Below are 12791 nucleotides of genomic sequence, written 5' to 3' on the forward strand. Positions count from 1 at the left end.
GTCGGCGAGCGCGGCCTGCCGATCCGGGCGAGCTGTGGCGTCGAATTGCTGCCGACCAAGGCGATCGGCAATCCGGAGGACTTCGACAACGTCGTCGTGGTCGGAGGCCTGCTCGACACCAACCGCAATCTCAGCGCTGAAAAGGAGGCGTTCCTTCTGCGGGCCGCCGACAAGGGCGTGCCGATAACCGCGCTGTGCACGGGAAGCTTCGTGCTGGCCCGCTACGGCTTGCTGGACGGCTACAGCGCCGCCGTCAGCTGGTTCCACATCAAGGATTTTCGCGCCGAATTCCCCGATGTGAATGCGCATGCCGACAGCCTCTATTCGGTCGACCGCGGCCGCTCGACATGTGCCGGCGGCACCGGCGCGGCAGACCTCGCCGGTTATTTCGTGTCGCAATTCATCGGTCAGAAGGCGGCGGAAAAGGCCGCCAAGATCCTTGTGCTCGATCGCATCCGCAACATCCGGGACGTGCAGCCCGTCGGCGACCTGTTTCCCGAAGCGTCGAGCCGTGCGGTGAAACGGGCCTTGCTGCTGATGGAAAGCAGCCTGCAGGAAAAGATATCGGTCACCGAGATCGCAAGCCGGTTGAATTGCTCCCGGCGCCAGCTCGAGCGTCTTTTCGCGACCGAGCTGGGCACAAGCCCGATGGCCGCGTACCTGGCGCTCCGGGTTCACTACGCCAAGTCGCTGCTGGAAGGCAGCGACCTGCAGATAGGCGACATCGCCTACAGGTGCGGCTTCGAAAATGCCGGGCACTTCAGCCGGGTATTCCGCCAGCACACCGGCATCACGCCGACCAACCTCAGGCATCCAGGCCGCTTGGCTGCTCAAGCGGCGAAGCAGTGAATTCCTGAAGCCCGATGCGGACGAGGGCCTTGGTGCCTTACGAAATCCGCTGCCCGTTCTCGTCCAGCAAAACACAGCCGCTCGGATCGAACCCGACCTCGATGATCTCGCCCTCCCGGACGATGCGGCCGTTGATCGGCGCGTTGGCCCGGATGCTCGTCTTGCCGCCGAAGTCGATCTCGTAAATGGCGCTGCCGCCGAGATAGGAGGTCGAGACGACGCGGCCGGAGAGCCGGTTGGCGCCGGCTGCAGGACCGACCGACAGTTTCTGCGGCCGGACCACCACGGTGACCTTGCTGCCCGGCGCCAGCGGCCGAGGCGACGTTACGTGGACGGTCCGGCCGGCGGCAAGCGTCACCGCTATCTGCCCGTCGGATCTGCTGACAGTGCCGGCAAGCATGTTGGCCTTGCCGAGGAAATCGGCGACGAAGGCGGTGGCGGGCCGCTCATAGACCTCTTCCGGCGTGCCGATCTGCTCGACCGAGCCGGCGTTCATCACCACGATGCGGTCCGACATGGAGAGCGCTTCTTCCTGGTCGTGGGTGACGAAGATGGCGGTGATGCCGGTTGCCTTCTGGATCTTCTTGATCTCGACGCGCATCTCCTCGCGCATGTTGGCGTCGAGCGCCGACAGCGGCTCGTCGAGCAGCAGCACCTGCGGTTCGAAGACGATGGCCCGCGCCAGCGCGATGCGCTGCTGCTGCCCGCCCGACAATTGTGAGGGCAGCTTCTTCTCGCTGCCCGGCAGCCGCACCATGTCGAGCGCCCGGCCGACCCTGCGCGCGATCTCGGGCTTCGGCACGTTGCGATACTTCAGGCCGAAGGCGACATTGTCGAACACGCTCTTGTGCGGGAACAGCGCGTAGCTCTGGAACACCAGGCCGATGTTGCGCTTGTAGATCGGCACGTCGTCGACCCGCCGCCCATCGATCATGATCTGGCCGCCCGAAATGTCGACCAGCCCGGCGATGGAGCGCAGGATCGTCGTCTTGCCGCAGCCCGACGGCCCAAGCAGGGTGACGAAACTGCCCTTGCGGATCGACAGCGAGAAGTCGCGCACCGCGACGAACTTGCCATAGGCGATGTCGATGTCGCGGAACTCGACCGCTGGCTGCTCCGCACTCATGTTGGGAGCTGTGCCGGGTGCCCCGGCCGAGACCGGCCGGGGGCTGAGTGACGCTTCGCTTCTGTCAGGCACCTTTCGCGATCCTGTCCCACTGCTTGGTCCAGGCGTCCTCGTTGGTCGCCCAGTAGACTGGATCGGCGAAGGTCAGCGCCTTCATCGAGCCGGTCTTGTCGAAAGCCGGCAGCTTCTCGATCTTCTCGGTTAGCTTCACCTTGGTCGGGTCGAGCGACGGCGGGTAGCTCTGGCCCTCGGCCACCGCGATCGAGGTCGCCGGATCGAGCATGAAGTTGATCAGCTCTTCGCATTCGGTCATCGGCGAGCCTTTCAGGATCAGCATGTCCTCCATCCAGGCATAGGAGCCCGCCGGATCGAGATAGCCGATCGGATGGCCCTGATCCTGCAGGGCGGCGACGCGGCCCGACCAGGCGTCGGTCACCACGATCTCGCCCTTGGACAACAGGTCCATCAGTTCCGCGCCGGAGCTCCAGAATTTCTTGGCGAGGTCGCGCGTCTCGCGCACCTTGGCCCAGATCGTATCCATGTCCTTGATGTTGTTGGGATCCTGTCCGGTGGCCAAAGCCGCGTACCAGACGCGGGTGGTCATGTCGGCATAGCCGCCGACCTTGCCGGCGTATTTCTTGTCGAGCAGCAGGCCGGCACCCTTTTCCTTCGCCTCCTCGGGCGAGATCACCTTGGTGTTGTAGGCGATGCCGGTGGTGCCGTAGTCGTAGGGCACCGCCGAGAGCTTTGGCGTCAGCTTGCGGAACGGCTCGATCATCGGCTGCAGCACATTCGCCATGTTGGGAATGTTGGCCTCGTTGATCTCCGAGTTCATGCCGGCATTGACGTATTTGATGTAGTAGTTGACGCCGGACGAATGCACGATCTGGAAGTCGCCTGGCTTCGCCGTCTTGATCTTGGTGATGATCTCGTTCTCGTCGCCGAACGTGCCCTGGACCACCTTGATCTTGGTCTTGGCTGTGTAGGGCTGGAAGGCGTATTTGTCGATCGCCTCCTGCACGGTTCCGCCCCAGCCGTCGAAGCGCACCTGCTCGACCGCGGCGAGCGCGCGGCTCATCCACGGCATGGAGAGGCCCGCCGAGGCCGCGGCGGCGGCGGTCAGGCTCAGAAAGGTGCGGCGGCTCAAATCGCCGTTCACGTAGCGGTCATGCAGCCGTTCCAGCCGTTTGGTGGTGGATAGTTTCATTTTGCTTCCTCCTTTGGTTCGCCTCGTCTTCTCAATTTTGTCAGGCTTTGCATGAGAATGCCGCCGATCAGCGGGATGCCGACGGTCACCAGGATCATGACCGTGCCCAGTGCATTGATCTCCGGGCTGATCGAAATCTTCAGCATCGAAAGGATTTGGGTAGGCATGGTCTCGACGCCGGCCGGCCGCCAGAACAGGCTGGCCGAGGTGTTGTCGAACGAGATGGTGAAGGCGAGCAGCGCGCCGGCAACGACCGCCGGGATGAGCAGCGGCAGCGTGATCTCGCGGAAGGACGAGAAGCGCGAGGCGCCGAGCGAAAGCGCGGCCTCCTCATAGACGCGCCGGATGCCCACCATGCGCGCCTGGGTGATCAGCACCACATAGGGCACGGCGAGCAGAATATGGCCGAGCACCAGGAGGAGCAACGTTCGCGGCTGGTCGACCGCCTTGATCAGCACCAGGAGGCCGACGCCCAGAATGGTTTCGGGCACCAGCGCCGGCAGGATCACCAGCGTGCTCAGCGTCTGCTTGCCGGGGAACTCGAAACGCACCAGCGCGAACGAGGTGACGACGCCGATCGCCGTGGTGGCGGCCGCAGTGACCAGGGCGATCCACAGCGACGTTCGGAACGCGGCCAGCACCGCCTCATTGGCCATCAGCTTGCCGTACCATTGCAGCGAAAAGCCGGTCATCGGGAAGCCGCCGAACATCGAGGCGTTGAACGACAGGATGACGGTCGCCGCAATCGGCGCGAACATGAAGATGTAGACGCAGAGCGTGACGAAGCCAGTCAGCCGCCAGGCCCATCTGCCTTCCTCTTTCCGGCGTGCAGGCTTCATCCGCCCAATCCCCTCATCCTCCAAGGCCTTTGACGATCTGCGACATGCCCATGTAGCGGGTGTAGATGGCGGCGAAGAAACCGAGCACGACGAACAGCACGATCGAAAGCGTGGCGCCCATCGGCCAGTTCAGCTCGCTCATGATGGTGTCGTAGATCAGATTGCCGAACAGCGCGTCGCGGCCCGAGCCCAGAAGCTGCGGCGTCACATAGCTGCCGGCGGCAAGCACGAAGCAGAGCAGCAGGCCGGCCGCGAGGCCGGGCAACGAAAGCGGCAGCGTCACCTCGCGAAACGCCTGCGCACTGGTGCAGCCCATCGAGCGGGCTGCCGCAATCAGCGTGCGGTCGATGCTTTCCAGGCTGACATAGACGTTGAGGATCATGTAGGGCAGCAGGAAATGCAGCAGCCCCATGATCACCGCGCCCTCGGTGTAGAGCATCGGCAGCGGCTCGCTGACAATGCCCAACTTTATGAGCGCCACGTTGATGACGCCCTGTTCGCCGAGAATGTTGATCCAGGAAAAGGTGCGGATGGTGAAGCTGATCCAGAACGGCACGATGAGCAGGAGAAGCAGCAGCCACTTGTGCCTGAAGCTCGTCGCCCAGATGAAATAGGCCGGAAAATAGCCGAGCACGCCGCAGAGCAGCGCGGTGATGGCGCCGACCCGCAGCGTCTTCAACAGAAAGCCGTGATAGTAGCTGTCGGTGAGGAATTCGTGCCAGTTCGCGGTTGTCAGCGCGCTGGTTTCCACGCCGGCGGTGACGAAGGTGAAGAAGGTGTAGACCGACATCACGGCGATCGGCAGCACCAGGAAGAAGATCAAGAGCAGCAGCACCGGCGCGATAAGCATCCAGGCCAGCCGTGGATCATACAAGGTCCATCGATTTTTCATGCGCACCCGAAGGTCCGCGCTTTCTTTGAAGCGCTTCTGTTCCCGCAGCTCAGATTGGGTGATTGGGAGCGCGATGTCTACAGGCGGCGATTGAGCCAGAGAGCCTCCGACTGTTGGCGATCGCGTCGTGCCGTGCCTCCACGCAAACAGTCCAGGCAAGCAAGGGAAAGGGCCCGACATCGGGCCCTTCCCATTCTACCGGACACTCGGTGCGGCTGGATCAGGTAGCGCCAATTGGCGGAGGGAATGACCGCTTTGACCGCCCCCTTATTTCAGCCCAATGGTCATGCCGCTGAGATCGGCATTGATCTGCAGGCCTACCTGCCGGCCTGTGAGCTGGAGCTCGGCGCCCTTGTCGTTGGTCATGACGATCACCTGAGCGCCTCTGCCGAGCGCGCCGCCGCCGCCCGCTGCGCCGTACACTCCCGCCACGTCGCGGGCGCGGCGAATGTGGCGCACTGTGCCTTTGAAATAGGTCTTGGAAGCCCCGAAGGCGAGGCCGCCCGAGATGCCCCCGATCGAGATGGGATAGTTGCGACCACGGAAGGTCAGCGTCCCTTCGCCGCCGGCGCCGCCGATGAAGAAGGCCGCCTTATAGATGGAGAAGCGGATCGTGCCGCTGTCGGCGTGAGCAGCGCTGGCAAAGCTCACGCCGACAGCGGCGATGACCGCAATCGCGGCTGAACGAATTCTGGACATGGTGAGACTCCTCGAAAGCGCCGATTGCCCAACCGGCAGGGCACGTCAGCGTTGTATCAAACGATAGCTGAACAGTCTCGCAGGTCTTTTGGTTCCAAGGCTGGCGGATTGAATCCGGTTGCGAGAGGACGCCACGAAAGCAGGCGGCATAGCGTCGTGTAGCTATCTCGGGTCTCATCGGCTCGGTCAGCGCCTCCTCCGCGCGCTGCGGACTCAGGCGCCCAATTCTTGCCTGTGCGCGTTGACGAGGTCGGCCATGCTGTCGAAGCGGAAATCCACATTTGGCATGTCGCCGGGGTGCATCGTGGCGCCGAAGCCCTGGTCGGCATGACGGCGATAGATCCAGCACGATGCCAGGCCGACGCGATTGGCGGGAGCGTGATCATGGAACATGCTTTCGGCAGTGTGCAGGACTTGGCTTTTCTCCACCCCGATCGTCGCCAGCTTTTCGAGCATATAGTCGAAGTTGCGGGCGGAAGGTTTGTAGGAGCCGATGTCCTCTGCCGTGTATATCGCGTCGAAGTCGACGCCGAGCTTCTTGTTGCTGAACGAAAAGCTCTTGTTGTCGACGTTGGAAAGGATGATCAGCTTGTAGTGCTGCTTGAGATACCGCAAGGCTTCCGCCGAGTCGGCAAAGGCCGGCCAATCCTTCACGCTTTCGCCATAGGCCGTGCATTCCTCTGCGGTGGCGACGACGCCCCATTCCTCGGCAAGCCGCTTGTAGACGATCGGCAGAAGGTCGCGGTAGCGTCTTGCCGGAGTCCATTTCTGCTGGCTGGATTCGTGCCGGGCATGCGCCTCGAGGATGTCGTCGCGGCTCAAACGGCGGCCGGCGCGCTCTGTCAGCGGCTTCAGGCCCTCGATCATGCCGGATTCCCAGTCGATGAGCGTGCCGTAGCAGTCGAAGGTCAGGGCCTTGAAATCGGTCAGCTTCATGGAATTGCACTCCTTGTTGGTGTCGCGTGATTATCCGGCAGGCTGCTCGCATGAGCTCAGACGCGCTTTGTCCTTCGATGCAGCGCTCCTCGATGAGGTCAGCCAGACACCGAACAGGGTCACCGCCAGGCCGAGGAACATCGCTCTCGATAGCGGTTCGCCGAAGATCAGCCACGCCCAGAGCATCGTCACCGGCGGGCTGAGATAGACCACGCTGCTGACCTGTGCGGCGGTGTAGTGACGCAGGCTCATATAGTAGACGCCGTAGCAGAAGAAGGTCGAGAACAGCACCAGCCACGCCATGCCGAACTGGAAACGCCCATCGAGCGGCGGTGTCAGGCCGCCGTTCCATTCGGCGCAGGCGGCAAAGAGGATCGCCGCCGTCAGGCATTGAATGCACAAGCTCTGATGGATGGGCATATCGATCGTCCTGATCCGCTTCTGCACCACGGTCGCCAGGGCGAACACCAGCATGGAAGCGACCGTGAGGACATAGGCCCAGACCGGTGCTTTGCCGAGACTGAGGCTGTCCAGGGAGACGATAAGGACGCCGCTCGCGCCCAGGGCTGTTCCGATCCATTGTCTTGCGCTCAGCCGGAGGCCGAGAATGGGCTGCGACAGCGCCGCGATGGCGAGAGGGACAAGATCGGAGATCAGCGCGACAAGGCCGGTCGGAACGCGCTGGCCGATGGCAAGGGCGAATCCGCCTAGATAGAGGAACATCGTCGCCACGCCGAACGCCATCTGCTGCGCCAATGCGCGCCCGCTGATGCGCTGCCCGATCAGCAGAGCAAATGGCAGAAGGATAAGTCCGGACAAAAAAGTCCGCCAGAACAGGACCAGCATGACGTCGGCGTTCTCGCTGGCGTAGCGGATGCCGACGAAGCCGGAGCTCCAGCTTAGGACCAGGGCTGCCGCCACGGTCGGCCATACCAGAGGATGAGGCTTGTTCTGCAGAAGCGTCATGGGCTGTCTTTTATTCGAGCGGTGCGCCATGCTCCTGAAGCGGATCACCAGCGCTGTCTGGCGCAGACTTATGGCTGCACACTCGCTGCCTTGCACATGACAAATTTCGATACACTCATGAAACAGCCACGAACAATGACATAAGGATTTGCCCAAAAGCCCGCTCTGTGTCAGAGGTTTGGCGCGGTGCTTTCATTGCGAGCGAGGATTGTCATGGCTGGAATCATGAGCCGTCGCCTGGATGTCGATGCCCTGCGGGCGCTGGTCGCGATCGAGAAACATGGCGGTGTCACCCGTGCGGCCGAGATTCTGAGTTTGTCGCAATCGGCCGTCAGCCACAAGGTGAGGCGGCTTGAAGCGAGCCTCGACTGCGAAATCCTCAGCCGGAAGCCAAACGCGCCGCTGTTCACCACGGCCGGGCACGATCTCCTGGGTTATGCGCGGCGCATCCTGGGAATTCATGACGAGGCGGTACTGAGCCTCTCGAAAAGCACGCTGCAAGGCAAGATCGCGCTGGGAATGACCGAGGATACGACCTGCACGGACCTCTCGCGCATTCTTGGCCGGTTCCGCAGGCTCCATCCCGAGGTGAGCGTCCGTACGCAAGTGCGCATGAGCCTCGTCTTGCGGGAGCAGCTCAGCCAGGGGGCCCTTGACGCCGCGATCGTCCAGCTGTTCCAGCACGAGGTTCGTCCCGCCGACATCGTCCTCTACCGCGAGACGCTGCACTGGGTGAAGTCGCCGGATCTGGTCCTGGCGAAGGAAAAGCCGATCCCGTTCCTGTCCTTCGACGAGAACTGCTTCTATCGGCGTTGGGGTCTCGATCTTGGGCAGGATGAGGGAACGGTGTTCGAGACCGTGTTCGAATGCTCCAGCGCAGCCGGCATCGTCGCCGGCGTGACCTCCGGGCTCGGCGTCGCGCTCCTGAGCCAGCGGCACCTGCAACCCGGCATGGAGATCGTCGACAAACACTTCCCCAAGCCGCCGGACCTGGCCTATGTGATCAGGCGCGCACGCAACTCCCGAAATCCCGCGCTGGAGACTTTGGTCAGGGAGATCGAAGCCGAAGTCAAACGCTACGGGGCGCTTCAGATCGCCGTTTGAACAATCGTGCTGGCCAGGAGCGTGACAAGGCCGTCACAGAGCAGGCAGCGGCGCGATTCACTGGTATCCTGAAAGAATGCTGGGATGGAATTAGCATGGCGAAGCTCGTCTTCGGAATGAATCAGTCACTGGACGGCTATGTCGACCACGAGGCATTTGCGCCCGATCCCGCGCTGTTTCGTCACTGGATAGAGCAAGTGCGCGGCCTGACGGGCAGCGTGTACGGCCGTCGCATGTACGAGGTCATGCGCTACTGGGACGAGGACCGTTCCGAGTGGACCCCTGAGCTCCGCGAATTCGCGACGGCGTGGCGGAGCCAGCCGAAGTGGGTCGTGTCGAGCACGCTGCAGTCCGTTGGCCCCAACGCCACGCTTGTCGAAGGCGGCCTGGCGGAGATGATACGTGACCTGAAGGCTCGGCTCGCTGGGGAGATCGCCGTTTCCGGACCGGACCTGGCGCGAAGCCTGACCGACCTCGGGCTTATCGATGAGTATCGTCTCTACATCCATCCCGTCGTGCTTGGTCACGGAAAGCCATTCTTCGCCGGCCCCCGGCCGCGGCTCCGGCTCGTGGCCAGTGATTTGATCGGGGAGGAAGCGATCAGGTTGACTTATGTTCCTGCGTAGGCACGCAACTCCCGACGGCGCCGTCGCGTCGGGCGGAGCGCCCGCTCACCTCTCCGCAAACGCGCGGGCGAACGAATCCACCATCGGCCGCGCCAGATACTCAAAGAAGGTACGGTCGCCGGTGTTGATGAAGGCTTCGACCGGCGTTCCCGGATAGAGTTGCTCCGGCTTGACGCCGGGCGGGAGCGCGTCGGCGATCTTCAGCTTGGCGCGGAAATAGGGTTCGTGGGTAGCCTGGTCGATCAGCCGGTCGGCCGAGATCTGCGTCACGGTCGCCGATACCTCTGGTGTCAGCCGCGTGTTGAGCGCTGACAGCCTGAGCTTCGCCGGCTGGCCGACGCGCACCTGATCGACGTCTTTCGGCCGCAGCTTGGCATCGACGTTGAGGCCCGATGCGGTGGGCAGGATCTCCATGATCTTTTCGCCGGGCGCGATCACGCTGCCTTTCGAATTATAGGTGGAGGACACCACGATGCCCGCCGCCGGCGCCTTGATCTTCGTGCGCTGAAGCACCGCTTCGGCTGCCCTGATCTGCTCCTCGATGTCGGCGAGGTTGGTGCGCACCTCGTCGAGCTTGGTCAGCGCTTCCTCCACGCGCTGCGTGGTCAGCCGCTCGACCTGCACCTGCGCCTCGACGATCTGGCTGTTGGCCCCGGCAAGATTGGCCTCCAGCGCGCCGGCCTGGCCGACCAGATCGGCTTCCGAGCGCAGCAACTGCGAATATTCGGTACGGTTGGTGAGGCCCTTGTCGAGCAGGCCTGTCTTGATGCCGAGCTCCTTCTTCACGACATCGGCCTGCTGCTGGATGGCGAGCTTCTGGGCGTTCAAGCCCACGACCGACTCGCGATGCATGGCGACCCGCTGCGCCATGATCGATTGCTCCGACCGGAACCGGGCGAGCCTGGCGTCGAACTCCTTCTGCTGCTCGCGGATGAGGTTTTGGAAATCCTGCTGGAACGGCGCCGGCGCTGCCTCGGTGATCGGCGCGAGCCTGGCCAGCCCGTCGCGCTCCGCCTCCAGCCGCGCCATGCTCGCCTTGAGCGCGATCGACTGCCTGGTCAGACGGTTGAGCTCGGCTTGCGCTGCCGTCCGGTCGAGCAGGATGAGGTCCTGGCCCTGCTGCACGCGGTCGCCCTCGCGGACCAGCAGCTGCTGGATGATGCCGCCCTCGGGCTGCTGGATGAGGATGTTGCCGCCCGTCGCCGAGATCGTGCCCTGCGTGATTACCGCGCCGGACAGCGGCGCGCTTACCGCCCAATAGCCGAAGCCGCCCGCAAAGAGCGCGATTGCCGCATATCCTATGAAGGCCACGCGCCGGAAGTCGGTGCGCGGCTGTCCATCCCAGGCAAGGCTCTCGATCGTCATCGTCTAGGATCCGAAGCGGATGCCGTGCGTGCGGATCATCGGCGCGAATGATCCGGTCACCACCGTGCCCTGCTGGGCGGCCGGGGCGTTGCCGGCGCCTCTATCGACAGTGGACCGCCGCAGCACCTCGGCGCTCGGGCCGAAGGCCTCGATCACACCACCGCGCAGAACCATCACGCGGTCGCAGGCCGTTGCGATGGACGGCCGATGTGTGATCACGAGGATCGTGACGCCGGCCGCCCGCGCGGCGACCAGCACCACTTCGAGCGCCGCCTCGCCGCTGCCGTCGAGATGGGAACTGGGCTCGTCGAGCACGAGAATGCGCGGGTTGCCGTAGAAGGCGCGCGCCAGCCCGATCCGCTGCCGCTCGCCGCCCGAGAGCGTCCTGTCGGAAGGGCCGATCATCGTCTGGTAGCCGTCGCGCTGCGCCAGGATCAACTCATGCGCCTGGGCGCGCCTGGCGGCCTCGACGATCGCGGCGTCCTCTGCCTGCGCGTCGAAGCGGGCGACATTGTCGCCGATCGTGCCGGGAAAGAGCTCCACCTCCTGCGCCAGGTAGCCGATCTGTCTCCCGAGCTGTTTTTCGTCCCACGTCCTGAGGTCGGCGCCGTCGATCCTCACTGCGCCCCCGGTCGGCTGCGCGGCACCGACAAGCAGCCGCGCCAGCGTCGATTTGCCGGCGCCGCTCGGCCCGACGATCGCCACCGCTTCGCCCGCGCCGATCTGGAAATTCAGCCGCTTGAGGATAGGTTCGGTGCCGGGCTGCGCGTTCGGCGCCATGAAGAAAACGTCCTGCACCGAAATCGCGCCTAATGGATCGGGGAGCGCCAGTTTCCGCTTCCCAGCCGGATGCGCAGCAAGCGCCGTCTCCAGCCGCTTCCAGGCCAGCTTTGCCTCGACGATCTGCCGCCAGGCGCCGATCAGCTGGTCGAGCGGCTGCAGCGCGCGCGACGACACCAGCGAGGAGGCGAAGATCATACCCGCCGTCATCTGCCCCTCGAGCACCAGCCACGCGCCGGCGCCGAGGATCGCCAGCTGCAGCATCATGCGCAGCGCCCGCGAGGCGCCGCTGAAGATCGCATTGGCGCTCGAGGAACGGTCGTAAAGCGTGAGCGCTGCCCCGACATGCCGCCCCCAGACCCGAGCGGCGTTCTCGACCATGCCCATGGCGCGCAGCGTTTCGGCATTGCGGGCAAAGACCTGTTCCGCATGGCTCGCCAACGCCGAGCGTTCCGCGGACATGGCATCGTTCCGGCCAATGGCGAGCTGGTTCGCGACGACAAGGACGAGCAGAAGCACCGCGCCGGCGACTGTCACCCAGAACAGCACCGGATGGATCAGATAGAGCAAAGCGAGGAAGACGGGCGCAAAGGGCAGGTCGAACAGCACCGCCACGCCGCGCGACCGGACGAAGGCGCAGACCGAGGCGAGATCACGCAGCGGCGACAGGCCGCCGGCATATTTGGGCGCCAGCGAGAGGGCGAATGTCCTTGCCCCGAGCTTCCTGTCGACGGCGGCCGCGACGCGCTGCGTGTAGACGGCGCGGATCGCGTCCAGCAGTCCGAGGAAAGCGAGCGCAAGAACCGCAATCGCCGACAGATAGACCAGCGTCTCGACGCTGGAGGAGGGCAGCACGCGGTCATAGACCTGCAGCAGATAAAGCGGGATCACCAGAAGCAGGATGTTGATCAGCAGCGAGAAGAGCCCGACATCGCCGACGGCGCGCAGGAACACCGCCCGCAGGCTCGACGGTGCAGTCATATCGGCCGCCGCTGCATGATCCCGGGACATCGAACCGATCGCCTGAAAATCTTAAGCGTGGCCCCCAAACTCGGAACCGTGATGCAGCGTGCTGCTGCCGAAGCTGTGCGTGGCAGTGCTGTGCGTTGCGGTGGTGGTGCTGCTGGTGGCGATCAGGGGGTTAGCCTCCACAGCGTCCAGCGTATAGGCGCGGATGTAGTCGATCTTCATCTCAGCCGGTGTGGCAAGATGATCCGGCGGCGCGCCAGCCTGGCCGCCGATCGCAAGATTGACCAGCATGTACATGGGCTTGTCCATGTCCGAGGGCGTCGCCGCTTCCGCGACCTGCACGCCGTCATAGGTCCAGACAAGCTTGTCCGGCGTCCACAGCAGGCCATAGGTGTGGAAACCGGCAGTATCCATCGCATTCACCGTAGACCCG

General features: G+C 63.9%; 13 protein-coding genes. 3 read left to right on the forward strand and 10 right to left on the reverse strand.

Annotated elements, in window-relative coordinates; genetic code table 11:
* Positions 1–849 (forward strand): GlxA family transcriptional regulator (locus EOA75_RS18115; protein ID WP_164747431.1); only part of this gene is annotated, 849 nt, incomplete at its 5' end.
* Positions 850–886: 37 nt separating this feature from the next.
* Here EOA75_RS18115 and EOA75_RS18120 read toward each other — a convergent pair.
* The 7 genes from EOA75_RS18120 to EOA75_RS18150 form a co-directional block, all read right to left on the reverse strand.
* Positions 887–2047 (reverse strand): ABC transporter ATP-binding protein, encoded by a 1161-nt coding sequence (locus EOA75_RS18120; RefSeq protein WP_127324805.1) that lies wholly within the window; start codon positions 2045–2047, stop codon positions 887–889.
* The gene (locus EOA75_RS18125; RefSeq protein WP_066993114.1) at positions 2040–3182 is read right to left on the reverse strand and encodes an extracellular solute-binding protein; all 1143 of its coding nucleotides are present in this window, start codon (positions 3180–3182) and stop codon (positions 2040–2042) included. Before EOA75_RS18125 ends, EOA75_RS18120 begins: the two co-directional genes overlap by 8 nt.
* Complete coding sequence (locus tag EOA75_RS18130) at positions 3179–4021, reverse strand: ABC transporter permease (RefSeq protein ID WP_082953755.1); 843 nt, start codon at positions 4019–4021, stop codon at positions 3179–3181. The genes EOA75_RS18125 and EOA75_RS18130 overlap by 4 nt, the downstream gene beginning before the upstream one ends.
* 13 nt (positions 4022–4034) lie before the next feature.
* Entirely contained in the window at positions 4035–4871 is an 837-nt protein-coding gene (locus EOA75_RS18135) for an ABC transporter permease (RefSeq protein ID WP_245322367.1), read from the reverse strand.
* Between the two features lie 309 nt (positions 4872–5180).
* Complete coding sequence (locus tag EOA75_RS18140; protein ID WP_066993122.1) at positions 5181–5612, reverse strand: hypothetical protein; 432 nt, start codon at positions 5610–5612, stop codon at positions 5181–5183.
* Positions 5613–5825: 213 nt separating this feature from the next.
* The gene (locus tag EOA75_RS18145) at positions 5826–6548 is read right to left on the reverse strand and encodes a haloacid dehalogenase type II (RefSeq protein WP_127216959.1); all 723 of its coding nucleotides are present in this window, start codon (positions 6546–6548) and stop codon (positions 5826–5828) included.
* 30 nt (positions 6549–6578) lie between these two features.
* Positions 6579–7514 carry a DMT family transporter gene (locus EOA75_RS18150; RefSeq protein WP_127216958.1) on the reverse strand — a complete coding sequence of 312 codons (936 nt, stop codon included), beginning with the start codon at positions 7512–7514 and terminating at the stop codon, positions 6579–6581.
* A 213-nt stretch (positions 7515–7727) separates the two neighbouring features.
* Between EOA75_RS18150 and EOA75_RS18155 the strand changes: the two genes are divergently transcribed.
* The gene (locus tag EOA75_RS18155) at positions 7728–8618 is read left to right on the forward strand and encodes a LysR family transcriptional regulator (protein ID WP_127324806.1); all 891 of its coding nucleotides are present in this window, start codon (positions 7728–7730) and stop codon (positions 8616–8618) included.
* A 95-nt stretch (positions 8619–8713) separates the two neighbouring features.
* Complete coding sequence (locus EOA75_RS18160; RefSeq protein ID WP_095801573.1) at positions 8714–9244, forward strand: dihydrofolate reductase family protein; 531 nt, start codon at positions 8714–8716, stop codon at positions 9242–9244.
* A gap of 45 nt (positions 9245–9289) precedes the next feature.
* Here EOA75_RS18160 and EOA75_RS18165 read toward each other — a convergent pair whose 3' ends face one another.
* The 3 genes from EOA75_RS18165 to EOA75_RS18175 form a co-directional block, all read right to left on the reverse strand.
* Positions 9290–10609: an HlyD family type I secretion periplasmic adaptor subunit gene (locus EOA75_RS18165; protein WP_127324807.1), complete on the reverse strand. Its 1320-nt coding sequence runs from the start codon at positions 10607–10609 to the stop codon at positions 9290–9292.
* A 3-nt stretch (positions 10610–10612) separates the two neighbouring features.
* Positions 10613–12400, reverse strand: coding sequence for a type I secretion system permease/ATPase (locus EOA75_RS18170; RefSeq protein WP_245466665.1), 1788 nt, complete (start codon positions 12398–12400; stop codon positions 10613–10615).
* A 21-nt stretch (positions 12401–12421) separates the two neighbouring features.
* A partial coding sequence (locus EOA75_RS18175) for a family 16 glycosylhydrolase (RefSeq protein ID WP_127324808.1) occupies positions 12422–12791 on the reverse strand: 370 nt, incomplete at its 5' end.

This window comes from Mesorhizobium sp. M1A.F.Ca.IN.022.07.1.1, assembly GCF_003997575.1.
Classification (GTDB): Bacteria; Pseudomonadota; Alphaproteobacteria; order Rhizobiales; family Rhizobiaceae; genus Mesorhizobium.